Raw genomic sequence first — 24873 nt, 5'->3', positions numbered from 1 at the left:
GGTTCCGATACGCCGTGTCGTGGCTGCTCACAGGAAAGACAGGTCGGCACCTTGACTCGCAGGCAAGACTGTTTCCTCATAGAGCCTCCGCCAACCCCGCGCGGCCCGCGGTGGAGGCGTGAACGATCGCAGCCTCTCGGCGATCTCCTCCTCGGGCACCAGCAGATCAATCGACCGGTTCGGCACGTCCAGCCGGATCAGGTCCCCGTTACGCACCACCGACAGCGGACCGCCCACGGCCGCCTCGGGATCGCAGTGCAGCACCACGGTCCCGTACGACGTGCCACTCATCCGCGCATCCGAGACGCGCACCATGTCCCGGATCCCGGCCCGGGCGAGCTTCGCGGGGATCGGCAGGGCACCCGCTTCCGGCATCCCAGCCGCCACCGGCCCCGAAAACCGCAACACCAGTACATGTTCGGGCGTCACGTCCAGATCCGGGTCATCCAGGATCGTCGACGCATCAGCCGGATTGTCGACGACGAGCGCCGGACCCGTGTGCTGCATGAGGTGCGGGCTGGCGGCCGAGGCCTTGATGATCGCCCCGTTCGGCGCCAACGACCCCGACAACACCGCCAATGCCCCCGGCGGTCCCAGTGGATCGTCTCGGCGCCGGATCGTGTTCTGCCACTCTGCCGGTCCGTCCGTGTCCGCGATCAGCTCGCCAACCGAGCGTCCACTGACCCCGCGATGGTCGCGATGCAGTAGCGGCGCCAACTCGGTCATCAACGCCGGCACGCCACCGGCACGGTGAAAGTCCTCCATGTAGCCGGCGCCGGACGGCTTGCAGTCGACCAGAAGTGGCGTGTCCGAACCGATCTTGTCGAAGTCGGCGAGCTCCAGCGATACCCCCGCCCGACGCGCGACCGCGATCACGTGGATCAGCGCGTTGGTCGAACCGCCGATCGCCGCCAACACCCGGATCACGTTCTCGAACGCCTCACGCGTCATCACCTCCCGCGGCAGCGGTCCCCCGGTCCGGGCCAATTCCACTGCACGCCTGCCGGTCTGGGTGGCATGCCGCAACCGTGCCCCGCTCACCGCGGGCGGCGTCGCACCGCCGGGCAGCATCATGCCCAGCGCCTCGGTCAGCGCCGCCATTGTCGATGCGGTTCCCATCACCGTGCAGGTTCCGGTGGTCGACACCAATTCCTGTCGCACCGAGACGATTTCGTCCCCGTCGAGCTCACCACCACGGTGCGCGCCCCAGAACCGTCGGCAGTCCGTGCACGCACCCAGCCGCTCGCCGCGCCACGAGCCGGTCATCATGGGTCCGACGACTTCAAGCATCACCGGGATGTCCGACGAGGCGGCCGCCATCAGTTGGGCCGGCACCGTCTTGTCGCAACCGCCGAGCAGCACTGCCGCATCCATCGGCAGGGCCCGGATCATCTCCTCGGTGTCCATCGCCATGAGGTTGCGGAACAACATCGTCGTCGGGGAGGTGAGGATCTCGCCGAGTGAGATCGTGGGAAAGTCCATCGGCAGCCCACCGGCCTGCTCCACCCCGCGCTTGACCGCCGCCAGCAGCGCGGGCATGTCACGGTGACAGGTGTTGTAATCGCTTTGAGTGACCGCGATCCCGATGATCGGCCGCTCGAGGCTCTCGTCGTCGTAGCCCGCGGAGGCCAGGAATGCCCTGCGCAGGTAACGGCTGAAGCCGGCATCCCCGTACGACGTCCGACTGCTGTCGACGGCCGAGGTGCCCGGCTGATACCCGGACGATTCAGACATGTAGATCCTTTCGGTGCCCGGTCAGGGCAGCAGCGGCATCGCCAGCGGACGCATGGGGGCGCCGGTTGCACCACGCACCTTCATGCAGGCGCCGATGAAGGCGAACTCGTAAAGTCCTTCCCCGGCAAGGGTTTCGCAGTCGACCACCTCCATGATGGGCACGCCGGCCTCGGCCAGCAGGTAGGTGTGCACCACCTGCCAGTTCTCGGCATCAGGTGACGGTGACTGCTCGAGTGCCAGGTTGTCACCACCGATGACGGCGGCCCCGGCCTCGGCGAGAAACTCCGCTCCCTCCCGGTTCAGGCCGGGGGCGTTGTCGATATAGCGATCGGTGTCTGGCCAGTACCTCATGCGGCCGGTGCGTACGAGCGCGACATCGCCGGGCTGGAATTCTACGTTCTGCCGCTTGAGCGCATCGGCGAGATCCTTTGCCCCGATGCCGTAGTTGTCCGGCAGCACGTCGACCCCGTGCAGACCGGCGATGTCGAACAGCACCCCGCGCGTGATGATCGGGGGAAACTTGTCGGCCCCACACTTGATCCAGTGTCGCGAGCTGATGCATTGCGCCGCTTCGTATCCGTTGAAGATCTTGCCGTGATAACCGAAGTGGTTCAGTGTGTCGATGTGGGTACCGCAGTGGGTGTACATCGACATCGCGTCGCCCGAGTACGACACCAGATGGTTCTGGTCGACGCCGACGCCGGTGATGTCGTCGAGCACGGTCCCGTTGGGTGTATGCGTCATCCACTGCTGGAATCCCGGGTCGCCGGCTTTGGTCCAGGACGGCATCCCGACGAAGTAGTCGACGGAGAGGTCGATCGCTTTGCCTCCGTCGGCGGCCCGCATCACCTCTCGTGATTTCTCGGCGCTGATCAGGTTCAGCATGCCGATCTCGTCGTCCGGGCCGAACGGACTCATGGTGATCTCGCGGAACTTCGCGGCGTGCGCGGCGATGAGGTCACGGGTGCGCTCGTCGATGATGCCGGGTCCACACATGGTGGTCTTCTCCTGCCTAACGGGTCGTGGGGTTGGCGGGCTTTGTGAGCGCCGAATACAGTTCCGGCCGGCGTCCGTCGAACACCGGAAGCGAGAACGGCGGGTCGTCGAACGTCAAGGTCTTGGTGCGGGATTGGGCGACGTCGACCGGTGCGACGGCGATCCCCTCTCCGCTTCCCGCGTCGACCAGCACCTCACCGGAGGGCGCCACCACCTGGCTGCGGCCGAGGAAGTCGGTGCCGGATTCGCGGTCGCACCGGTCGGCCACGGCCACATATACCAGATTTTCCACTGCCCGCACTCGGGTCATGTGATCGGCGAGAAAGCCCCCAGTCAACGGCCAGTTGGTCGGCATGGCAATGACATCGGCGCCACCGAGGGCCAGTTCTCTGGCCGATTCCGGGAACCTCAAATCGAAGCAGATCATGATTCCGACGCGCAGGCTGCCGATGTCGTAAACCCGGGGCGCCACACCGTCACCGGGGTCGACGAACATGTCGGCGCCCAGCCTGGGCAGGTGCTGCTTGCGATAGGAACCTACGATGCCGCCGGGGCCGATCAGCACGGCACCGTTGTAGACCTTGTCATCGGCACGTTCGAGTAGGCCCACCACCGCGAATGTTCCGGTGTCCGCGGCGATCTCGACGAGGGAATCGAGCCGGTCGTCGGTGACGCGCAAAGCCGCGGCCTCAACCTGATCGCGCGAGTCCATCATGTAGCCGGACAGTGCGCACTCGGGAAAGACGGTCAGTGCCGCGCCCCGGGTGGCGGCCCGCCGCCACCACTGCCCGACCGACTCGATGTTGGCCACGGGGTCACCGAGTACCGAGGGGACCTGGGCGACGGCGACGACGGCGTCCGCGGCGTCTGCGGCGCCGGCGCCGAGCGCGAATGGGCCTCGGCGTGACTCGTCGTCGGACACCGGTTACCCCCTTCCATAAGGTCGTCCGTTCACATTGACATGCTGCATGCAGCATGTCAATGTATGTGACGTGGGATACTCTGCGTGCTGCATGCAATGTGCTGACGGGCGGTTCTGCTGATGACTGACGCCCCATCAACCCCGGCCAACACCACCCTGATCACCGGCGCTGCCAGCGGGATCGGCGCGGCCACCGCGTCCCTGCTGGCCCAGCGCGGCCACCGACTTGTGCTGGTCGACATCGACCAGCACCGTCTGGAACGGGTGGCCGACGACGTTCGAGCCGCCGGCGGTCAGGCGGTCACCGTCGTCGGCGATGTATCGCACGAACCTGCGGCCGCGGACGCACTCGCCGCGGGGTATGAAAAGTTCGGCGTGATCGACGGCCTGGTCACCTCCGCGGCCGTGATGATCTCCAAACCGTTGACCGAGACCACGCTCGACGACTGGAACACGCTGCAGTCGGTCAATGTGACAGGCGTCTTCCTGATCTGCCGCGAGTTCGTGCGCCGTCTCACCGACATCGGCCGACCAGGTTCGATCGTCAATCTGTCGTCGATCTCCGGGACGGTCGCGCTGCCGAATCAAGCCGCCTACTGCGCATCGAAAGGCGCTGTGGCGCAGCTGACCCGGCAGATCGCCGTCGAATATGCCGGACGCGGAATCCGTGCCAACGTGGTGAGTCCCGGCACCGTGGAGACCGCGCAGCTCGCGACCTACCTCGGGTCACAACCCGACCCCGACGCGGCCCGTCAAGCGCTCTATGCGGCGCACCCGATCGGGCGCGTCGCCGAAGCACGCGAGGTGGCCTCCACCATCGCCTTCCTGCTGGGATCCGACTCCAGCTTCGTCACCGGGGCGGCCCTGGCCGTCGACGGCGGCTACACCAGCGTCTGACCGAACACTGCCCAGCACAATGCCTTTCGAGGAGCCGACCATGTCATCTCTGATGTCGAAAGCCGGGCCGGACAATCGGTTGCCGCCCGGCCCGACGCTGTTACACCGCATCCGCACCGACCGATTCATGCCGATCTGGCTGCTCGCGATCGTCGTGTTTGTGATCAGCCCGCTGATCGCGCCAGGCAGTGTGACGCCATCAGCGCTCACCGCGATGCTGCCCTTCGCCGGTGTCATGGCGATCGCCGCGCTGGGACAGACCCTGGTGATCACCCACGGCGGCATCGACCTGTCAGTGCCCGGGGTAATGGCGATATCCGCCGTCTGCGTCACCAAGCTCGCCCAGGGCGGGCAGCTGCCCACGCCGGCGTGTGTGCTGCTCGGCATCGCCGCAGGGGCTCTGTCCGGTTTGGTGATCGGCGTTGCAGTGGTGCGGTTTTCAGTTGCCGCCTTCGTGGCGTCGCTGGCGGTGAACTCATTGCTCACCGGCCTGGTGCTGGTGGTGTCCGGTGGATTCCCGGGCACCGCCCATCCTGCCGTCAGCGCCTTCGCGGTCAGCTCCTTCGCCGGGGTTCCGACGCTGTTCCTGTTGGCAACGTTGCTGGTGGTGGTCGCCCACCTGGTGTTGAAGCAGAGCGTGGCGGGTCGCCGGTTCATCGCCGTCGGCGCCGGCGTGCCGTCCGCGCGTATCGCAGGTATTCACACTTCCATCCACGGGGTGATGGCCTACGTGTTGGCCGGGACTGCCTACGCGGCCGCCGGCATGCTGCTCGCCGCCTACCTGCGCACGCCCGATCTACAGCTGGGCCAGAGCTATCAGCTCACCACCATCGCCGCCGTCGTTCTCGGTGGCACGCTCCTGCGCGGCGGCATCTCATCGATCATCGCCACCGCCGTCGCCGCCCTGTTCCTCACCCAGCTGGGACAGGTGGTGCTGGCCGCCGGTGCATCGACGGCCATGCAGTTGCTCATCCAGGCCCTGGTGCTGGCGGCCGCCATCATCCTGCGCGGCGTGGACTGGCGGCGATTCGTCAGATTCCGCAATGAACCCGTCCACCCACAAAAGCAGTGATTGACAGGAGTATTGACGTGCCCGATCGAATCAAGGCAACAGTGGCGGCGGTGCTCGCGGGCCTCACGTTGACGTCCTGCGCCGGGGGGCCGTTCAGCGCGCCCGCAGCATTCGAGGTCGACCCCGTCTACCTCGACCCCGAACTGAGTGGCTCGGTCGAGCAGCTCCGGCCGATCACCGACTTCTGCGGCGACCGGCCCATCAAGGTCGCCCTCGCCGACGGTGTGGGTGACAACGCCTTCCGCAAGACCGCGCGTGCCGAGTTCGAGGACGAGGCCGCCAAGTGCCCAAATCTCGAAGTACTGCCCTACGCCGACGGACAGAACAACCCGCAAAAGGCGATCAGCGACATCAAGGCGCTGGTCGCCCTCGGGGTGGACGCGCTGGTGGTGTTCCCCGACGCCGGGCCGGCTCTGATACCCACCTTGCGTGAGGCTTTCGAGGCCGGTGTGGCAGTCGTGCCCTACACCGCCAGCCCCGGCGGCACCCCCGGCGTCGACTACACCACTTTCGTCGGGCACAACACCGTCACCGACGGCGCGAAATGGGCTGAATGGGTATGCAACGCACTGGGACCGAAAGGCGGCAATGCCATCTTCCTCGGCGGCACTCCGGGTAATGCGCAGAGCCTCAGCGAAATCCACGGCATCGAAGATGAGCTGGCCACCAACCCCGACTGCCGGAACGTCACCCTGCTCAACGATCCGGGCGCGCCGATCGACACCGGCTGGAACCCCGCACAGACGCAGCGTGTCGTGTCCGGTCTACTGGCCAAGTACCCCAAGATCGACGCCGTCATCACCGACTCCGGCGACAGTTCTCTCGGCGGTATCCGCGCATTCTTGCAAGCCGGCCGGCCGCTTCCGGTGTGGACGGCCAACGACAACAACGGTTTTGCGTGCGCCTACGTCGAGAACAAGCCGAAGCAGCCGCAGTTCCAGATCGTCGCCGTCACCTCGAGGACGTGGATCATCCGGCTCGCGTTGCGCAAGGCCGTCGCTGCCGCGCAGGACATTCCCGAGCCTGAGCCCGACATCGTCAACGTGCCGATCGTGATGAACTCACTGGATCCCGACCTCGCCCCGACGTGCGATCCCGACCTGCCTGCCAGCGCAGTCACCTCCTCTCAGTTGAGCACCGACAAACTCGCGGAGATCTACCGATGACCCACAACACCGCCGCACCCCAACGACACGACGAAGGGTCGAAGTCCTTGGCGCCCAAACCCCTTCGCGGACTGTCAGTCGCCGGCGTGACCAAGACCTTCCCCGGCGTCACGGCCCTGGACGGTGTGAGCTTCGAAGCCGTGCCCGGCGAAGTGCATGCCCTGGTCGGTGGCAACGGTGCCGGTAAGTCGACGCTCATGGCGGTCGCCTCAGGCGCCCTGGCGCCCGACTGCGGCACCGTACGGATCGGCGACGACGAGCTCACCTCCGCCTCGCCCGTGGCCGCCAAGGAAGCCGGGCTGGCCATCGCCTACCAGATTCCGGCGATCCTGCCCGATCTCACCGTGGCCGAGAACCTCGCGCTGGCAGTGCCGCCGAGCTTGCGGCCGCCGCTGCGCGATCTCGACGCCTGGGCCGCCGACAAACTCAAACCGATGGGCATCCCCATCGACCCTTCGTTGCCTGCGGGTCAGGTCGGGCTGGCCGAGAAGCAGGCCATCGAGATCTGCGGTGCCCTCGCCTGCGAACCCAGCGTGCTGATTCTCGATGAGCCGACCGAGCCGTTCGCCGCCGCGGAGTCGGCGCGGCTCTTCGAACTGATCGGCGAGCTCACCGCATCCGGTGTGGCCGTCGTCTACATCAGTCACCGCCTGCCCGATGTCTTCCGTCTCGCCGATCGGATAACGGTTCTGCGGGATGGGCGGATTCGCGGCCGGTTCGCCGCCGACGATGTCTCCGAGGCCGAGATCGTCACGCTGATCGCCGGGCGCACCGTGGAGGCACTGTTCCCCGATCGCAGCGATGACCTCGGCGAGCCCGCGGTGGTTGTCTCCGATTTCGGGTCCGTCGATTCCCCCGGCGTCACCACCACGATTCGCCGGCACGAGATCCTCGGGCTGGCCGGTGTCGAAGGCAACGGCCAGCGGGAATTCATCCGTGCGCTCGGCGGCGCGATCGCCTCCCACGGTGAGGTCAGCGTGGACGGTGGCCGGCTGCGCCTGTCCTCGCCGCGCGCCGCACGCGACAAGGGGATCATCCTGATGCCGCAGGAGCGCGGCATCGAGGGCATCTCACCGATTCTGTCGGTGCGCGAGAATCTTTCCCTCGTCGCGTTGCCACGGGTATCGCGGGCGGGTTTCGTCTCTCCGGCCATCGAACGTGAACTGGCCCAGGAACAGGTCGCCGAGTTGGGCGTGAAGACAGCGAGCATCGACACCGAGGTGGGCACGCTGTCGGGCGGCAACCAGCAGAAGGTGGTGCTGGGCCGGGCCCTGCTGTCTGCGCCGGAACTCTTGCTGTGCGACGAACCCACCCAAGGCATCGACGTCGGCGTGCGCTCCGAGATCTACCACCGTCTGCGGGACGTGGCCGATTCCGGAACTCCGGTGGTTGTGCTCAGCTCCGATGATGTGGAACTGGCCGGGTTGTGCGACCGCGTGCTGGTGTTCTCCCGCGGACACGTGGTCAAGGAGCTCGTCGGCGAGGAAGTGACCGAGCACGCCATCACCGCAGCATCATTGACGGCGGGCCGCGCCGACGAGGAGGACGGCGCCGTCACCGCGCCTCGGTCCGGGCGGCCCAGCCGCTGGCAGCGCCTGCTCGCCAGCCAGCAGTCGCCGAGTTTGGTGTTGCTGGCGGCGATTCTCGCCCTGGGCGCGGTCACCACGGCAGTCAACGGCCGGTTCTTGTCCGAGTTCAACATCGCCAATGTGCTGATGCTCATGGCGCCGGTGTTGTTCCTGGCGGCCGGGCAGCTGATCGTCATGCTCACCGGCGGCATCGACCTCTCCGTGGGTCCGCTGAGCGGAACACTGGTGGTGGTCGCATCCTTCTTCATCGTCGAGGGATACGGATTCGGCTGGTGGATACTGGGATTCGTCCTGATGTTCGGCCTTGCCGCCGGGGTCGGCCTCGCCAACGGCGCAATGGTTCGATATTCCCGGGTGGTACCGGTCGTCGCGACGCTGATCACCTACACCGCGCTGCAGGGCTTGTCGCTGGTATGGCGTGACGCACCCGGCGGCGTCATCGCCCTCGACGTGGTCGAAGCTCTCAGCATGCGGGTGGGTCCATTACCCATCGCGGTGATCATCGGCATCGCCGTCCTCGTCGGCTTCGAATTTGCCTCCCGCCGTAGTTTCTTCGGTCTGCAGCTGCGCGCCTCGGGATCCGATGAGGCGGCAGCGCGCAAGCGTGGCGTCGGCGTTGATTCGGTACAGCTGCTCGCGTATCTGGCCAGCTCTGTGCTGACGGCCGTCGGTGCCCTGCTGTTGATGGCCCAGATCGGGGTGGGCGACCCCACCGCAGGCATCACCTACACACTGACAGCCATCACCGCGGTGGTGCTCGGCGGTGCGTCGATCTTCGGCGGGCGAGGGAGTTTCGTCGGTGTGCTGTTCGGTGTCCTGCTGCTGCAGGTAATCAGCAACGCGACCATCTTCCTCAAGCTTTCACAAGCCTGGCAGTACCTGTTGGTGGGCCTGATGGCGTTGGCGGCCACCGCGGCCTACGCCCGGGTACAGCGCACCACCGCGGGCACCGGGTCGTGACATGGTCTGGAGCCGTCGCGGGACCATCACGCACGCGTCCACCGATGCCGAGGAGTGGGGCTGGCGGGTGAAAGCGTTGTGCCGCCAGCGGGATCCGTCGATTTTCTTCCATCCCGACGGGGAACGCGGGAAGGCACGACGACGTCGTCAACTGGAAGCCAAACAGGTGTGCGCACAGTGCCCGGTCTTGCGGCAATGCCGCGAACATTCCCTGGCGTTCGAGGAACCGTTTGGGATCTGGGGCGGATTGACCGAGGAGGAACGCAGCCGGATGTTGCCACCACGCGCGGTGAACCTGCGCACGCATCGTGGCCACCAAGTCGAGAACCGCGGCTGACTACCTGACCGTCCGCCCACTCGGCGTGACGAACTGCCAGCCGGCGGCCTGCATCGCGGGGATGGCAGCGGCGAAGCCGGCATGCGTGCCAGATGCGGGATGGTTCATGTGAGCGAGCACGATCGACCCGGGCGTGGCGTTCATGACGTTGGAGCGCACCGCGGCCGCCGACGCCGTCGCACCGTCGTCGGCGTTGACGCTGAATCCCAGTGGCTGCTCGCCGAGCTCGTGCACAATCTCGACGCCCACGTCGTCGTAATGCGCGGTGCCGGGGCGGAACCACGTCGGCGCTTTGCCGGTCAACGCCGTCAACCGTTGATGATTACGCCAGACTTCATCGACCGCCTCATCCGCCGAGCGGGTGCCGGCGATGCCGTAGGCCGAACGCCCGGTGACCGACAGCGGCACATGCCGGGTGCCGTGGTTGCCGATCTCGAACAACGGATTGCCCGCCAATTGCCTTGCCCGGTCTGGATTTCGGTCGATCCATTTCGAGTTGAACATCAGCACCGCCGGCACCCCGTTGCGTTGCAGGGTGTCCAGAAGTGCGTCATCGCAGGCACCGTCACAGGCGTCGAAGGTGAGCGCGATCTGGCGGCCGGTCGCCACGAAAGATGTGGTGATTCCAGGTAACGCCATCCCCCACTGCGTCGGCACACGTCGCTTGTTGAGCACCGCGACGGACGGTGGGTCGACGGTGTTCGGGTCGGCGTGCGCGATAGACGCTCCGGCGCGCAGCGCGTAGCCGGCGGTGACCGAACCGACCGCTGTCGCCGCCAGGAAGGCACGCCTGGTGATCACCATCCGGACTGTAGGCGCGAATCTTTGTCGCAGCCCGTCTGTCAGCTGTGGGTTGACTGGGGTCGCTCAATGTCCTTGCGACAGCACGAACAGTTCGGTACGCGCGCCGTTACGCACCAGCAACACGGTCTCGCAGTCCGGCGGTGTGCCCCGGTAGTTGTCCGTCAGCACCTCGGCGCCGTCGACGGTTCTCGTGCTGACCGCGAGTTCCGTGCCCGCAGCGCAGTGGAATTGCGGATCTGCGGCGAAGTCCGTGGCGACGATCTCGTCATTGCAGGCGACGCTCCGCAGCGCCGGGAAATCCGGGTTTGACTCTGCGAGGGCATGTTTCGCATTGTCAAAGTTTCCGTCGGTCGAATAGCGGCCCCGATAGAAATCCGCCCCGACGAACATCCGATCGACGGTCATTTTCTCGAAGGTGAAGCCATCCGGGATTTCGATGCCGCGATGTTCCATTGCCTCGGCCGCCGTGGCGGCGTCGAGATCATGCGCACCGAGGGCGTCGTCGTTACCGAAGGAGAGCCCAAACACGACGACCGCAGCCACGATCAACACACCGAACCCGCCCGCCAGCACCGCGAACGCGATCAACGCCACGATCCACCAGTTCGTCCCCCGCTTCATCCGCTGAGATCGGCCCGGCTCAGTTTCCCGACTGATACGTCTGCACCTGCGCGGCGTAGTCGTCGAGCAGCCGAAGCGATTCGTCCTTGCCCACCGACGGCAGGAACAAGCCGAGTTGGCCGAAGCCGAGATCCTCTGCGGCGTGCCAGTAGTCAGGCTTGATCGGCGTTCCGAACATCGCCAAAGGCACGTCATGGCCGGCACCGTCGCGCATCTGCGTGATACGTGTAGCCAGCTCATGACGCGGGAGCGGATTCGAAATCCAGCCGGCGCCATGGCGAATCACGCGTTTGACCGTGGCGTTCGAATTGCCACCGATATAGATCGGCGGGTGGGGCTTCTGGACCGGCTTGGGTCGGCAATAGGACGAATCGAAGTTGACGTAGGTGCCGTGGTATTCGGCGGGCTCGTTGGTCCACAGTGCCTTGACGGCCTCGATGCTCTCGTCGAGCCGGGCACCACGGGTCTTCGGATCCGTGCCGTGGTCGCGCATCTCCTCGAGGTTCCAGCCGGCGCCGACGCCGAACACGAACCGCCCGCCGGAGATGAGGTCGATGCTGGCGGCTTCTTTGGCGGCGTGGATCGGATCGCGCTGAATCAGCAGAGCGACGCCGGTGAAGAGTTGGATGTGCGAGGTGACTGCCGCCGCGGCGGCAAGGGTGACGAAGGGATCGAGCGTGTTGTAGTACCACGCGGGCAGGTCGCCGCCCTCGGGGTATGGGGACTCCCGACTCACCGGGATGTGACTGTGCTCGGCCACGATGAGTGACGCGAAACCGCGTTCCTCGATCGCCTGCGCCAAGGAGACGGGGTCGATGCTGTCGTCGTCGACGAAAGTGGATATCCCGAACTTCATTTTCTCGACGCTACTCGCGTCCGCAATCCGTCGAACACCACCGAGGTGACCCGCTCGGCCACGTCGTCGTTGTAACTCTGCATGGCCTGACAACCCACCAACAGCGCCTTGACGTCGGCGACCGTGACATCACTGCGCACCGTGCCGGCGTCCTGCCCAGCGGCCAGCAGATCCCCCAGCACCGAAAGATATTCGTCTTCGGCTTCGGGCACTACGGTTTTGACGTCGATCCCGAGGCCGGCGAGTGCGTCGACCAGTCCGCGGTCAGCTGCACCCCACTGCAGCACCATCGAGCGCAGGAACGTGAACAACGCGTCGGCGGGCGGTTCCTCGGCGAGCATGGTGCGCCCGTCGTCGACCACACCGCGGATCCGGTCGGCGATCACGGCGCGGTACAGATCCTCTTTGGTCGGAAAGTGTCGGTACACGGTGCCCGCGCCGACGCCGGCCCGACGCGCAATCTCGTCGATCGGCACCGACAGCCCATCTGCCGCGAATGTCTCGTAGGCGACCTCGAGCACCCGGGCCCGGTTTCGCGCCGCGTCCGCACGCATCAGTCCTCACCTCACACAACCATTGACAAACCGGGGCGGCCGTTCCGTATAGTCGGGACAAAACCGGAGAGTTCGCTCCGGTTAGTCCCTTCAGGAGTCTCTCATGGCCAAGTGGACCACCGTCGCCATTCCGGACCAAACCGGCCGCACGGCCGTCATCACCGGGGCCAATACCGGCCTGGGACTCGAAACCGCCAAGGCCTTGGCCGCCAAGGGCGCTCACGTCGTCCTCGCCGTCCGCAATCTCATCAAGGGCGAGGCCGCAGCCGAATGGATCTCCCGGTCGGTGCCCGGCGCGGACCTGCACCTGCAGCGTCTCGACCTGGGTTCACTGGCATCGGTGCGCGACGCGGCCGACCAACTCAAAGACAAATACGACCGTATCGACCTGCTGATCAACAACGCCGGGGTGATGACGCCGCCGAAGGAGCTCACCACCGACGGGTTCGAGCTGCAGTTCGGCACCAACCATCTCGGCCACTTCGCCTTCACGGGTCTGCTTCTCGGTCGCCTGCTACCAGTTGTCGGCTCCCGCATCGTGACGGTGAGCAGCATCGGCCACCGCTTCGCCCGCGGCGGCATCCGGTTTGACGATCTGCAGTGGGAGCGCGGCTACAACCGGCTCGGCGCCTACGGGCAGTCCAAACTGGCCAATTTGATGTTCACCTACGAGCTGCAACGCCGCCTCGTCGGTCAGCACACCACGGCGCTGGCGGCCCACCCCGGCGGATCCGACACCGAACTCGCGCGTCATCTGCCGAACGCCGTACAGCGCGCCGTCCCGCTGCTGCGTCCGGTGTTCCAGGAGGCCGCGATGGGCGCGTTGCCGACGCTGCGCGCGGCGACGGACCCGAGCGCCCTGGGCGGTCAGTACTACGGCCCCGATGGCCTCGGCCAGCAGAAGGGCCATCCGAAACTGGTCACCTCCAGTGAGCGGTCCTACGACCTCGATCAGCAACGCCGACTGTGGGCGGTGTCCGAGGAGCTGACCGGGGTGACGTATCCGGTCCTCAGCGGGACGCACGCCTGACCGCGTCACCGGTTTCTACGCCACGGTTGCTGCGCCGCGGCGCGAGTGACCCTCCAGTAGAAATCGGCGACAGGGCGACGAGGCGAGGGGCAGCACCACCAGCACCCACGGCCGAAGCCGCCCCTGAACAATCCCCAGCGACACGCCCGACGCCGTCCTGCAGATATGCGCTGACGTAACGCCCTGCCATAGACTGCTTTCCGACCGAGAGGAGTCCTTGGGTGCGGGCTGATGCAGCGCCCAGCACCCAGGCACTGCGGGGCTGGCAGCGCAAGGCGCTGGTGAAGTATTTGACCGCGAAACCGCGGGACTACCTGGCGGTGGCCACCCCCGGCGCCGGTAAGACCACGTTTGCGCTGCGGATCGCGGCCGAATTGCTCAATGACCGCACGGTCGACGCGGTCACCGTGGTCGTTCCCACCGAACACCTCAAGATCCAGTGGGCGCAATCGGCGGCACGCAACGGCATCGCGCTCGACCCGAAGTTCAGCAACTCCAACTCCCAGACGTCGGCGGAGTACCACGGCGTCGTCGTCACCTACGCCCAGGTGGCCAGCCATCCCACCCGGCATCGCGTCCGCACCGAGAACCGCAAGACGTTGGTGATCTTCGACGAGATCCACCACGGCGGTGACTCGAAGAGTTGGGGCGACGCGATGCGTGAAGCATTCGACGACGCGACACGGCGGCTGGCTCTCACCGGTACCCCGTTCCGCAGCGACGACAGCCCGATCCCGTTCGTCAACTACGAGCCCGACGAGGCCGGCTTCCAGCGCTCGCACGCCGACCACGTGTACGGCTACGCCGATGCGCTCGCCGACGGTGTGGTCCGGCCCGTGGTCTTCCTGGCCTATTCGGGAGAAGCCCGTTGGCGCGACAGTGCCGGCGAGGAGCATGCGGCCCGGCTGGGCGAACCGCTGACCGCCGAGCAGACCGCACGAGCCTGGCGCACCGCGCTGAATCCGGCCGGCGAGTGGATGCCGGCGGTCATCGCCGCGGCCGACAAGCGGTTGCAGCAGAAGCGTCAACACGTGCCCGACGCCGGCGGCATGATCATCGCCACCAATCAGACCACCGCCCGCGCCTACGCCGACCTGCTCACCAAGATCACCGGCGAGGTGCCCACCGTGGTGCTCTCCGACGATCCGAGCGCGTCCGACCGGATCAGCCAGTACTCGGCGGGCACCAGCCGGTGGCTGGTCGCGGTGCGCATGGTGTCCGAAGGCGTGGACGTGCCCCGGCTGTCGGTCGGGGTGTACGCCACGAGTGCGTCGACGCCGTTGTTCTTCGCCCAGGCCATCGGCCGGTTCGTGCGGTCGCGCCGCGCCGGTGAGACCGCGAGCATCTTCCTGCCGTCGGTCCCCAACCTGCTGCTGCTGGCCAGCGAGATGGAAGCCCAACGCAACCACGTGCTGGGCAAGCCGCACCGCGAATCCGACGGCCTCGATGACGAGGCACTCGAAGCCGCCGAGAAGCGCCAGGACGAGAAGAGCGAACTGGAGAACGGCTTCGAGTACCTGGGTGCCGACGCCGAACTGGACCAGGTCATCTTCGACGGCGCCTCGTTCGGTACCGCGACCCCGGCCGGCAGCGACGAGGAAGCCGACTACCTGGGCATCCCCGGCCTGCTCGATGCCGAACAGATGCGAGATCTCTTGCGCCGCAGGCAAGATGAACAGCTGACAAAGCGTTCGGCCGAGGCCGCGGTGTCAGGTGGGCCACCGCCGTCACGCACCACGCACGGCCAGTTGCGCGAGCTGCGCCGCGAACTCAACGCCCTGGTGACCATCGCCCATCACCGCACCGGCAAACCGCACGGCTGGATTCACAACGAGCTACGACGCATCTGCGGTGGCCCTCCGGTGGCGGCTGCGACGACCGATCAGCTCAAGGCACGCATCGAGGCCGTTCGGGATCTGAGAGCCTGAGAGCAGTCGCAGAGTCGGGCGGGCCCGACGCCGATTTCCACCCCAGGGTCGCGCTCGCCCGAAAGCCACGACCCTGGTGTAGAAAACGGTGCGACGGCGCGACGGCCGCAGCGGCGCATCCCAGCCGGCAGAAGGCCTACAGGCCCAACAACTCCGGAAGATCAGCCACCGAGTCGATGACGTGGTTGGGTTGCATGGCGAATTCGTCTGTGGCCCAACGGTCCAGCGTGGCCTGACGGAATTTCCCGGTGCGCACCAGCACGCCGGCCATCCCCACCACCTGCGCGGCCAGCACATCGTTGTTGAGGTCGTCGCCGATCATGTACATCTCTTCGGGGTCGACGCCAAGGCGGTTGGCCGCGGCCAGGAACCCTTCCGGGGCCGGCTTGCCGACGGCGGTGGCCTTACGGCCGGAGGTCTGCTCCATGCCGGCCAGATACATGCCGGTGTCCACCCGCAGTCCGTCGGTGGTGTTCCACGCGGTGCTGCGGTGCATCGCCACGACCGGGACTCCTTGGGACATCCAGTCGTACACCCAGCTCAGCGTCAGGTGGTTGTACTCCGGGCCGGCGCCGCCGAGCAGAACCACGTCGGGGGTTTCCGGCGCGCGTGGCCCATGACAATCGCCGGAGTAGACGACGTCGACGCCCGGCATGTCCTCGTCGATGTGCCCGCTGTTGACGAGAAAACATCGTGCCCCTGGATAGCGGTCACGCACATATTCGGCCGTGAGCGCGGCGGCGGTGATCACCTCGTCGGGGGCGACGTCCATGCCGGCCGCGGTCAACAGGTCGGCGATCTGTGCCCGGGTGCGGGTGGTGGTGTTGGTCAGGTACGACCGGGCAATCTGGTGTTGGGCCAATACCCGCAATGTCGCTGCCGCGCCGTCGATGGGCTGCCAGGAGGTCACCAGCACACCATCGATGTCGAACAGCACCCCACCGATAGCCATGCAGCGACAGTAAACGTCGGCGAAGTCAGCGCAACTCGGGGCCTGCCCATGCATTGTCGGCCACCCACGGTGAGGCGGCCGCCACCACCGACCAGGCCTGGGCCGCGGGGATGTCGATCACGGTGTAGCGCTTCTCCCCCGCCGCGGTCGCCGCGATCAGGGTGGCCACGCCGGCTCGGCGCTGAAAGAACGTCTGGCGCACCGTCCATCCGATGATCCCGGCGGTCTGCAGGCAGTCGCGACGACGTTGCAGGGAGCCGGACCGGGCGACCAGCCAGCCGTCACGCACCAGGTGCCCCAGTGAGCGGGCCCGATCCGCGGCCAGCAGGCAGGCACACGCCGTGATGAGCGCCCACAGCACCCACACCCAGACCGGCACCCCGACGGCCGGCATCACCGCACCCACGAGCAGTGGCAACGCCAGGGCACGGGTCCAGCGCCGGCGCAGCGCCGCCGAACCGTGGGCCACCAGCGGTGCCTCCACAGCGCCGGGGTCATCGATCAGGTCGGCCAGCACGGCGCGGGCGGTACCGGCGGGGCACGGCGGCAGCAGCAGCGATGCCTCGCCTTCGCCACCCACGCCGGTCATCACGGCGTCCAGGCGGGCACCACCGAAAGCCCGGACCAGCAGCGGCTCGCGCAGTGTGCCGCCGCGCAGCCGCCGCATGTCGTAGGTGTGCTCGCGTAGGCGTAACAAGCCGTGCTGCAGGTGTAGCACCTCGGAATCCCGACGCAGGAGCAAGTTCCCGTACGTCACAAGTGATCTGAGCACCGACAACACCACCGAGGCCACCAAGACCCCGATGACCGCCACCACCACGGTGACCAGCACACCAAGCCGTTCCGCGAACGCGACACCAGATCGTGCGAGCTGCGAATCCTGCAGCGCCGCACCGACTCCAGCTTGGTAGATCACCCCCGCGGCGGCCGCGATCATGGCCAGACCGGTGAAACTCAGCGGGCTGTAACGCAACCAAGACAGTTGCCACCGGGCCAGCAACCGCCCCGTCGGGGCGTCGGCGGCCGGTACGGCATCGGCCAGCAGGATCGCCCGCAGGCGCGGCACCTCTTGCGCCTCGACCGCGTCGAGGGCGAATTCGGTGTCGCCCTTGGCTTCCTGGCCGGTGCTGATCCGCAACACGGTCAGCCCGAGGGCGCGGTGCAGCAGGCGGGCATCGGTGGACACCGAGCGAATCCGGTTGCGCGGCACCGAGAGCACCTTGCGTTGCAGCAGGCCGGTACGCAGTTGGACCTCGTCGGGCTCGATGCGATAGCCGGTGGTGAACCATCGCGCCATGCCGACCGCAATCGTCAGCGCGATCGCGGCGACGGTCCAACCGGCATTACCGGTGGCCGATCCGAGCACCACCGAACCCACGAGCAGTGGAATCTGTTGCAGCACCTCGTGAACCGGGTGCACCAGCAGCATGCGCGGGCTCAGCCGCTGCCAGGACGGCCCAGCCGGCGCCGTCACGTGGCGTCCTGTTCACCGATCGCCGCGATGTCGGTCAGCTGGGCCACCACCTGCTCGGCGACGGCGTCGTCCAGCGCCACGATGCGCACCGCACCGGCCGAGGACGCCGTCGTCACCGTCACGTTGGCCAGGCCGAACAACCGATCCAGCGGGCCACGGTAGGTGTCCACGGTTTGTACCCGCGAAATCGGCGCGATGCGCCGCTCCTGCACGATCCACCCGGTGCGGGTGTACACCGCGGGTGTCCCGGAGCCGACGTTGACGTCCCACCGGTGCACGCGGTAGCGCCACATCGGTACGACGACGATGAACAGCACCGCACCCAGCACGGTGACGATCGCGGCCACACCGTGCAGCCACATCATCCGCCGGTCCAGAGCCAACCAGATCACCTGGGCGAGAGTCAGAAACACCCACGGGATCGCGGCGCTCAAGGCCCACACCAGTGGGGCCTTACGGCTGGGGGGATGCGCCGGATCACCCAACGTCACCGCCGGAACATTGTCCATGACCCGAGCATGCCCCAAGGCTGCCCGTAGAGTTCGACGCATGAGCGCCAATTCCAAGTGGACCGAGGCCGACGTTCCCGATCAGTCCGGCCGGATTGCCATCGTGACCGGCTCCAACACCGGGCTGGGCTATGAGACCGCGCGCGTGCTCGCCGCCAAGGGGGCGCACGTCCTCATCGCGGTACGCAATCTGGACAAGGGCCGTGATGCCGTCGAGCGGATCACCAAAGCGGCGCCGAAAGCGGACCTGAGGCTGCAGAAGCTCGATGTGGGCTCGTTGGACTCGGTCCGGGCCGGGGCGGACGAATTGAAGGCTGCCTATCCGCGGATCGACCTGCTGATCAACAACGCCGGGGTGATGTACCCACCGAAGCAGACCACCGTCGACGGTTTCGAGCTGCAGTTCGGCACCAACCATCTCGGCGCGTTCGCGCTGACCGGGCTGTTGCTCGATCACCTGTTGCCGGTCGAGGGATCGCGCGTGGTGGCAGTGGCCAGCATCGCCCATGACATCCAGGCGGGCATCCATTTCGACGACTTGCAGTGGGAACGCAGTTACAACCGGGTCGCCGCGTACGGGCAGTCCAAGTTGTCGAACCTGCTGTTCACCTATGCGCTGCAGCGGCGTCTGACGGCCAAGCACGCGCCGACGATCGCGGTGGCCGCCCATCCGGGGATCTCGGACACCGAACTGACCCGCCACATTCCCGGGGCCGGGTTGCCCGGCGTCAGCCAGATCACCGCCCTGGTCACCAACAGCGCGCTCAAGGGTGCGCTGGCCACCCTGCGTGCCGCGACCGATGCCGGCGTGCAAGGCGGCCAGTACTACGGGCCCGACGGCTTCCGAGAATTGCGCGGCTATCCGAAGCTCGTGAAATCCAGCAAGCAGTCGCACGACGAGGAGCTGCAGCGCCGGTTGTGGGCGGTGTCCGAAGAGCTCACCGGCGTCAGCTTCGGCGTGTGACCATGCGGACCGTCGAAGAACACCAGCACGTCGTCGCCGAGCTGATCAAAAGCCGCGCAGCACAAGAACTTCCACTCAACGACACGCTCGGGCTGGTGCTGGCCGCCGAGATCATCGCCCCACTGTCGCTGCCCGGCTTCGACAACTCCGCGATGGACGGATACGCCGTGGTGGCTGACGACGTGGCGACCGCCACCGAGGACGCCCCGGTGCGGTTGCCGGTCGCCGAGGACATCCCCGCCGGCCGCACCGATCTGTTGACGTTGCAGCCCGGCACGGCCCACCGCATCATGACCGGGGCCCCGTTGCCCGCCGGTGCCACCGCGGTGGTTCCCGTCGAGGCCACCGACGGCGCCACCGATACCGTCACCATCCGCGCGAGCGCCCGGGCCGGCCAGCACATCCGCCGGGCCGGCGAGGACGTCACCGCCGGGACCGTGGTGCTGCAGGCCGGTCAGGTGATCACCCCGGCCGCGCTGGGACTGGCCGCCGCGTTGGGTCTGGCCACGCTCCCGGTGGTGCCGCCGATGCGCGTCGTGGTGATGTCCACCGGAACCGAGCTGGTGGCCCCGGGCACCGAGCTGCAGCCGGGACAGATCTATGAGTCGAACGCGGTCATGTTGGCCGCGGCGGTCCGTGATGCCGGCGCGCAGGCCACCATCGCGCCGATGTCCGCCGACGACGTCGACGCCTTCCGCGCCGGGCTGGCCGCCCACGCGCGTGATGCCGATCTGATCATCACCACCGGCGGCGTGAGCGCAGGCGCCTACGAGGTGGTCAAGGATGCGTTGTCGGATCAGGTGGAGTTCGTCAAGGTGGCGATGCAGCCCGGTATGCCCCAGGGCGCGGGCACCGTGAACGGCGTGCCGATCATCACGCTGCCCGGCAACCCGGTGAGCGCGCTGGTGTCCTTCGAGGTGTTCGTCCGCTCCCCGCTGCGCGCGGCCATGGGCCACGCCGCAGCCGACCGACCACGACGCACCGCGCAGCTGACCGAGGACCTCACGTCTCCGCGCGGGAAACGGCAGTTCCGCCGCGGTGTGCTGACCGGGGATTCGGTCAGCAGCTACGGCCCGCCGGCGTCGCATCATCTGCGGTGGCTCGCCTCGGCGAACTGCTTGCTGGAGATCGACGAGGACGTCACCGAACTTACGGCCGGGTCAGCAGTTCCCGTCTGGGACCTGAGCTAGCGAATCCGCCACGGTCCGCACGTAGAATCCTCCCGATGGCCAGACGCCCTGATCTCCAATCCGGCCCAGAACGCCTTGCGGCGCTGGTGCGATCCAGTGTTCCGCCGATGCATTCGGCGGGCCTACCGTTTGTCGGCGCCAGCCTCGCCGTCGCTGCCCTGGGCCGCAAGCGGCGCTGGGTACGACGCGCGGGCCTGTTGGCGGCCGGGGCGAACGCCGCGTTTTTCCGTCATCCGCCGCGGGTGCCGCCGACGCGCCCCGGCGTGGTGGTGGCCCCGGCCGACGGCCTGGTGTGTCTGATCCAGGACGCCGTGCCACCGGCCGAGCTGGGCCTGCCCGCCACCCCGCTGCCGCGGGTCAGCATCTTCCTGTCGGTGCTCGACGCCCATGTGCAGCGCGCCCCGATCGGCGGTGACGTGGTGGCCGTGCAGCACCGCCCGGGCCGCTTCCACTCGGCCGAGCTCGAAGCCGCCAGTGAGGACAACGAACGCAACAGCGTCGTCATCCGTACCGCCGACGGCGTTGAGGTGATCGCGGTGCAGATCGCCGGGTTGGTGGCCCGGCGCATCGTGTGCAACGCCCACGTCGGCGACAAACTCGCGATCGGCGAAACCTATGGATTGATCCGGTTCGGCTCCCGGCTCGACACCTACCTGCCCGCCGGGTCCAAACTGCTCGTCAGCAATGGGCAGCGGACGCTGGCCGGGGAAACCGTTCTGGCGGAGTTGCCGTGATCAAGGCCCGCGTCAAGCCGCGCATCAAACCGCCCACGTTCACGGTGCGGATGCTGCCCAGCGCGATGACGGTGGCCGCAATCTGTCTGGGCTTGTCTGCGGTCAAGATGGCGCTGGACAACCGGCCCACCGAGTCGATGGCGTTTCTGGCGGTCGCGGCGATCCTCGATGCGCTCGACGGGCGGGTGGCCCGCATGCTCAATGCCACCTCGAAGATGGGCGAGGAGATCGACTCCCTCGCCGATGCGGTGAATTTCGGTGTGGCACCGGCCTTCATCGTCTACGGCACCCTGCTGTCGCACTCCCGCATCGGTTGGATCGTGGTGCTGCTGTACGCGGTGTGCATCGTGCTGCGGTTGGCCCGGTTCAACGCGCTGCTCGACGTGGACCAGCCTGCGTACGAGAAGGAGTACTTCGTCGGCATGCCCGCACCGGCGGGTGCCATCGGCGCGATCGGCCTGCTGGCCGCCAAAATGCAGTTCGGCGAAGGGTGGTGGACCAGCGAGTGGGCGGTGTCGATCTGGATGATCGGCGTCTCACTGCTGGTGGTCAGCCGGATCCCGATGCGCAAGATCCACACCTTCTCGGTACCGCCGAACATGGTGGCCCCACTGTTGGCACTGGTCGCCATCGGCGTCGCCGCCTCGGTGTTCTACGGCTACATCGTGATCATGGTGATCATCGTCGCCTACGTGATCCACATCCCGTTCGCCATCCGCACCAAGAAGTGGGTGGCCAGCCACCCCGAGTCCTGGGACGACAAGCCGCGGCAGCGACGCGCCGCCCGGCGGGCGATCCGGCGCGGACAACCGCACCGCCGGTCGATGGCGCGCCTCGGTCTGAGGAAGCCGGGACGCTGACATGTCGCAGCTCGAGGTCGACGAAGATCCGGCACTCGGACACCTGCGCCTCACCGCGCGGCTGAACACCTCGGCGCTCGATTCACGACGGGGCGTGGTGCGGCTACATCCCGAGGCGATCGCCGCGTTGGGTCTTCGCGAGTGGGACGCCGTCTCCGTGACCGGGTCACGGACCACCGCAGCCGTCGTCGGCGTCGCTCCCGCCGGTACGCCCAGCGGCACCGCGCTGCTCGACGATGTCACCTTGTCCAATGCCGGAATCCGCGAGAACGCCACGGTGATCGTGTCGCCGGTGACGGTGTACGGCGCCCGCGCGGTCACGGTGAGCGGGTCCAAACTGGCCACCGACTCGATCTCGTCGGCAACCCTGCGCCAGGCGCTTCTGGGCAAGGTGATGACGGTCGGCGACACTGTGTCGCTATTGCCCCGCGATCTGGGACCGGGGACCTCGACATCGGCGGCGACCGCGGCGCTGGCGTCGTCGGTCGGCATCACCTGGACCTCGGAGCTGTTGACGGTCACCGGTGTCGATCCGGGCGGTCCGGTGAGCATCCAGCCCAACTCGGTGGTGTCGTGGGGGCCCGGCCTTGAGCCGTCTGCGACATCGACGGCGACGACGGATTCCACTGGCGCCCATACGGTCAGCCCCGCACGCAGCGAGCCCACGGTGAGTTTCGACGATCTCAAGGGCGCCCATACCCAGGCGGGCAAGCTCACCGAATGGCTCAAGCTGTCCCTCGACGAGCCGCAATTACTCGAGACCCTCGGCGCCACACCCCATCTCGGCGTGCTGGTGACCGGTTCCGCCGGCGTCGGCAAGGCCACCATGGTGCGGACGGTGTGCAGCGAGCGCCGGCTGGTGGAGCTCGACGGGCCCGAGGTGGGGGCACTGGCCGCCGACGATCGCCTGAGCCGGGTGTCCAACGCGGTGGCCACGGTGCGCGACGGTGGCGGGGTGCTGCTGATCTCCGACATCGACGCACTGCTGCCGGCTGCCGCCGACCGGGCCCCCGAACCGGTGGCCGCCCTGATCATCGCCGAGCTGCGGGACGCGGTCGCCACCGCCGGGGTGGCCTTCGTCGCGACGTCGGCCGTTCCCGTCGGGGTGGACCCGCGCTTGCGCGCGCCGGATCTGTGCGACCGCGAACTGGCCCTCACCCTGCCCGACGCCGCCACCCGCAAGTCGCTACTGGAAGTGCTGCTGCGCGGTGTCCCGACGGCCGAGCTCAATCTTGGCGAAATTGCAGACCGCACACCCGGTTTCGTGGTCGCCGACCTGGCCGCCCTGGTGCGCGAGGGTGCGCTGCGGGCCGCCTCACGGGCCAGTGCCGACGGCAATGAGCCGGTGCTGTGGCAAGAGGATTTGACCGGTGCACTGACGGTGATCCGGCCGTTGTCGCGGTCGGCGGCCGAGGAGGTTTCGGTCGGTTCGGTCACGCTCGACGACGTCGGCGACATGGTTGAGACCAAACAGGCCCTCACCGAGGCGGTGCTGTGGCCGCTGCAGCATCCCGACACGTTCCAGCGGCTGGGTATCCAGCCGCCGCGCGGCGTGCTGCTCTACGGGCCGCCCGGATGCGGCAAGACTTTTGTGGTGCGGGCGCTGGCCAGCTCGGGGAAGCTCTCGGTGCATGCCGTCAAAGGTGCCGAACTGATGGACAAGTGGGTCGGCTCCTCGGAGAAGGCCGTTCGCGAATTGTTCGCCCGGGCCAGGGATTCCGCGCCGTCGCTGGTGTTCCTCGACGAGATCGATGCGTTGGCCCCGCGACGGGGGCAGAGCTTCGACTCCGGGGTAACCGACCGCGTGGTGGCCTCGTTGCTGACCGAACTCGACGGCATCGAGCCGATGCGCGACGTCGTGGTGCTCGGTGCGACGAACCGGCCCGATCTCATCGACCCCGCGCTGCTCCGGCCCGGCCGCCTGGAGCGGCTGGTGTTCGTCGAACCGCCCGACGCCGAGGCACGTCGCGAGATCCTGCGGACCTCAGGCAAAGCCATCCCTTTGGCCGCCGACGTCGACCTCGACGCCCTGGCGGCCGAGTTGGACGGCTACAGCGCGGCCGATTGCGTGGCGCTGCTGCGCGAGGCGGCGATGACGGCGATGCGACGGTCGATCGATGCGGCCGACGTCACCGCGGCGGACGTGGCGAAAGCCCGTGAGACCGTGCGCCCGTCGCTCGATGCGGCGCAGGTGCAGTCTTTGCGGGAGTTCGCCGCCGGGCGCTGAGGGCGGGAGTTCGCGGCCGGACTGGAGGCCTCCCGCCCCGAGCCCGCCCACCGTAGGGCCGCCCGCCCCGGGCCCGCCAGAAAGCCCTCGAGCCGTTGACCACTCGTCGTCCCCCGAGTCACAGGCGCCTCACCGATCGCGCCTCCGGAAGGGGAGTCGAGATGCCCGCCTACAAGCGACAATCGAGCGACAATCGCCTCCTGCGCCACATGGGGAACGCCAGCCCCACAGCGGGTAGTCACATCCGACCCATATTGTTCTGGTGTCTCGTCAGCCTCACCAGTCCATTGCCCGACTGTCAGCGACACCGTCGCTGATAGCTGGACAACCCGAAAACCGTTGCCGCTGAGGCTAAAACACACACAAGTGACAGGAGTAAAGAGCGTCCTTGTGACAATAGTTGTCAATGGCTACCCATGTGGCGATTGTCGCTCGATTGTCGCTCATAAGCGGGCACAACGCCCCTGCGCCGGGCGCGGCGGCCGAAGGACAAATGA

At 67.4% G+C, this 24873-nt stretch carries 22 protein-coding genes; 12 read left to right on the top strand and 10 right to left on the bottom strand.

Annotated features, from left to right (window positions below):
• Positions 1-27: 27 nt before the first annotated feature.
• From A5699_RS07280 to A5699_RS07270, 3 genes are read right to left on the bottom strand one after another with little or no spacing between them, the layout of a single operon-like run.
• Positions 28-1734 carry a dihydroxy-acid dehydratase gene (locus A5699_RS07280; RefSeq protein WP_067767578.1) on the bottom strand — a complete coding sequence of 569 codons (1707 nt, stop codon included), beginning with the start codon at positions 1732-1734 and terminating at the stop codon, positions 28-30.
• A gap of 21 nt (positions 1735-1755) precedes the next feature.
• Entirely contained in the window at positions 1756-2730 is a 975-nt protein-coding gene (locus A5699_RS07275) for a cyclase family protein (RefSeq protein WP_067767575.1), read from the bottom strand.
• A 16-nt stretch (positions 2731-2746) separates the two neighbouring features.
• Positions 2747-3652 (bottom strand): carbon-nitrogen hydrolase family protein, encoded by a 906-nt coding sequence (locus tag A5699_RS07270; protein ID WP_082957615.1) that lies wholly within the window; start codon positions 3650-3652, stop codon positions 2747-2749.
• A 120-nt stretch (positions 3653-3772) separates the two neighbouring features.
• On the opposite strand from A5699_RS07270, the gene A5699_RS07265 reads away from it, so the two are divergent.
• From A5699_RS07265 to A5699_RS07245, 5 genes are read left to right on the top strand one after another with little or no spacing between them, the layout of a single operon-like run.
• On the top strand, positions 3773-4549 hold the full coding sequence (locus tag A5699_RS07265) for an SDR family NAD(P)-dependent oxidoreductase (RefSeq protein WP_067767572.1): 777 nt from the start codon (positions 3773-3775) through the stop codon (positions 4547-4549).
• 40 nt (positions 4550-4589) lie between these two features.
• Positions 4590-5621: an ABC transporter permease gene (locus A5699_RS07260; RefSeq protein ID WP_197508218.1), complete on the top strand. Its 1032-nt coding sequence runs from the start codon at positions 4590-4592 to the stop codon at positions 5619-5621.
• Between the two features lie 17 nt (positions 5622-5638).
• Positions 5639-6787, top strand: a complete 1149-nt coding sequence (locus A5699_RS07255; protein WP_197508217.1) for a substrate-binding domain-containing protein — start codon at positions 5639-5641, stop codon at positions 6785-6787.
• Complete coding sequence (locus tag A5699_RS07250) at positions 6784-9336, top strand: ATP-binding cassette domain-containing protein (RefSeq protein WP_067767566.1); 2553 nt, start codon at positions 6784-6786, stop codon at positions 9334-9336. Before A5699_RS07255 ends, A5699_RS07250 begins: the two co-directional genes overlap by 4 nt.
• Before the next feature lies 1 nt (position 9337).
• The gene (locus A5699_RS07245; protein ID WP_067767563.1) at positions 9338-9673 is read left to right on the top strand and encodes a WhiB family transcriptional regulator; all 336 of its coding nucleotides are present in this window, start codon (positions 9338-9340) and stop codon (positions 9671-9673) included.
• On the opposite strand, the gene A5699_RS07240 is transcribed toward A5699_RS07245, so the two are convergent.
• From A5699_RS07240 to A5699_RS07225, 4 genes are all read right to left on the bottom strand, one after another.
• A complete protein-coding gene (locus tag A5699_RS07240) occupies positions 9674-10474 on the bottom strand; it encodes a polysaccharide deacetylase family protein (RefSeq protein ID WP_067767637.1) in 801 nt (266 codons plus the stop codon).
• A gap of 66 nt (positions 10475-10540) precedes the next feature.
• Complete coding sequence (locus A5699_RS07235; RefSeq protein ID WP_157561136.1) at positions 10541-11065, bottom strand: hypothetical protein; 525 nt, start codon at positions 11063-11065, stop codon at positions 10541-10543.
• Positions 11066-11117: 52 nt separating this feature from the next.
• Positions 11118-11954, bottom strand: a complete 837-nt coding sequence (locus tag A5699_RS07230; protein WP_067767556.1) for an LLM class F420-dependent oxidoreductase — start codon at positions 11952-11954, stop codon at positions 11118-11120.
• A complete protein-coding gene (locus A5699_RS07225; protein ID WP_067767553.1) occupies positions 11951-12508 on the bottom strand; it encodes a TetR/AcrR family transcriptional regulator in 558 nt (185 codons plus the stop codon). The genes A5699_RS07230 and A5699_RS07225 overlap by 4 nt, the downstream gene beginning before the upstream one ends.
• Positions 12509-12611: 103 nt before the next feature.
• On the opposite strand from A5699_RS07225, the gene A5699_RS07220 reads away from it, so the two are divergent.
• Together A5699_RS07220 and A5699_RS07215 are read left to right on the top strand one after the other, a co-directional pair.
• Positions 12612-13538 carry an SDR family NAD(P)-dependent oxidoreductase gene (locus tag A5699_RS07220; protein WP_067767550.1) on the top strand — a complete coding sequence of 309 codons (927 nt, stop codon included), beginning with the start codon at positions 12612-12614 and terminating at the stop codon, positions 13536-13538.
• Positions 13539-13759: 221 nt separating this feature from the next.
• Entirely contained in the window at positions 13760-15466 is a 1707-nt protein-coding gene (locus A5699_RS07215; protein ID WP_067767547.1) for a DEAD/DEAH box helicase, read from the top strand.
• A 136-nt stretch (positions 15467-15602) separates the two neighbouring features.
• Here the strand turns inward: A5699_RS07215 and A5699_RS07210 are convergent, their stop codons facing one another.
• Genes A5699_RS07210 through A5699_RS07200 form a run of 3 tightly spaced genes read right to left on the bottom strand, consistent with a single transcriptional unit; the run spans position 15603 to position 18401 of the window.
• Positions 15603-16418, bottom strand: a complete 816-nt coding sequence (locus tag A5699_RS07210; protein WP_067767544.1) for an HAD-IIA family hydrolase — start codon at positions 16416-16418, stop codon at positions 15603-15605.
• A gap of 25 nt (positions 16419-16443) precedes the next feature.
• Positions 16444-17892, bottom strand: a complete 1449-nt coding sequence (locus tag A5699_RS07205) for a PH domain-containing protein (RefSeq protein WP_067767541.1) — start codon at positions 17890-17892, stop codon at positions 16444-16446.
• Positions 17889-18401 carry a PH domain-containing protein gene (locus tag A5699_RS07200; RefSeq protein ID WP_142253929.1) on the bottom strand — a complete coding sequence of 171 codons (513 nt, stop codon included), beginning with the start codon at positions 18399-18401 and terminating at the stop codon, positions 17889-17891. The genes A5699_RS07205 and A5699_RS07200 overlap by 4 nt, the downstream gene beginning before the upstream one ends.
• A gap of 40 nt (positions 18402-18441) precedes the next feature.
• On the opposite strand from A5699_RS07200, the gene A5699_RS07195 reads away from it, so the two are divergent.
• Genes A5699_RS07195 through A5699_RS07175 form a run of 5 tightly spaced genes read left to right on the top strand, consistent with a single transcriptional unit; the run spans position 18442 to position 24376 of the window.
• On the top strand, positions 18442-19365 hold the full coding sequence (locus A5699_RS07195) for an SDR family NAD(P)-dependent oxidoreductase (protein ID WP_067767538.1): 924 nt from the start codon (positions 18442-18444) through the stop codon (positions 19363-19365).
• 2 nt (positions 19366-19367) lie between these two features.
• Positions 19368-20555, top strand: a complete 1188-nt coding sequence (gene glp, locus A5699_RS07190) for a gephyrin-like molybdotransferase Glp (RefSeq protein ID WP_067767631.1) — start codon at positions 19368-19370, stop codon at positions 20553-20555.
• 35 nt (positions 20556-20590) lie between these two features.
• Entirely contained in the window at positions 20591-21289 is a 699-nt protein-coding gene (locus A5699_RS07185; protein WP_067767535.1) for a phosphatidylserine decarboxylase, read from the top strand.
• Between the two features lie 50 nt (positions 21290-21339).
• Positions 21340-22149, top strand: a complete 810-nt coding sequence (gene pssA / locus A5699_RS07180) for a CDP-diacylglycerol--serine O-phosphatidyltransferase (RefSeq protein WP_067767628.1) — start codon at positions 21340-21342, stop codon at positions 22147-22149.
• Position 22150: 1 nt separating this feature from the next.
• The gene (locus A5699_RS07175; protein ID WP_067767531.1) at positions 22151-24376 is read left to right on the top strand and encodes an AAA family ATPase; all 2226 of its coding nucleotides are present in this window, start codon (positions 22151-22153) and stop codon (positions 24374-24376) included.
• Positions 24377-24873: the final 497 nt, after the last annotated feature.

The sequence above is a fragment of the Mycobacterium sp. E802 genome (assembly GCF_001666875.1).
Classification (GTDB): Bacteria; Actinomycetota; Actinomycetes; order Mycobacteriales; family Mycobacteriaceae; genus Mycobacterium.
This window is presented reverse-complemented; position numbering and strand designations above follow the sequence as displayed.